This window comes from Oleiphilus sp. HI0125 (genome assembly GCF_001635355.1).
The window spans coordinates 1-501 of the sequence record NZ_LWGF01001400.1 but is presented as its reverse complement, the minus strand read 5'-3'; the positions used below and the strand labels follow the sequence as shown (position 1 = coordinate 501).

The following is a 501-nucleotide window of genomic DNA, read 5'->3' as shown; positions in this document are numbered from 1 at the left end:
CAGAGTTAAATGGTGTTGGTGATATTGTTTCCAGCATTGAAGGTGACGTGTTTGAAATCTGCAAAGCGTTGAAGGAAGAAGGTGAGCGCTTTGATGTGGTGATTGTTGACCCGCCAGCGTTTATTCCTCGCAGAAAAGATCAGAAAGCAGGTGAGGTCGCTTATCAACGTTTGAATCAGATGGCGATGCGTTTGTTGAGTAAAGATGGTGTGCTTGTTTCAGGATCTTGCTCAATGCATTTGGCTGAGCCAACATTGTTAGATATTGTTCGTAAAACAGCGCGTACGCTCGAGAAGGAGTTGCAGTTGATTGAGCGTTTTCCGCAAGGCCCTGACCATCCTATTGTTCCCGCGATCGCAGAAACAAACTATCTCAAAGCCATGTTCTTTAGAGTGCTTCCTCAGTCTTAAGTTGCTCTACAGCAGCCCATTGTTCAGATATCTTTTGTACAAGAGATTGATCAAAACGGGCTGCTTCAGCTTCTAGATAAGCCTGTTTGAA

1 pseudogene is annotated in these 501 nt (G+C 44.5%); it reads left to right on the top strand.

The features are described 5' to 3' along the window. Window positions 1–410, top strand: a pseudogene (locus A3762_RS28020) (RlmI/RlmK family 23S rRNA methyltransferase); the annotation flags it as partial. Between the last annotated feature and the right edge of the window lie 91 nt (window positions 411–501).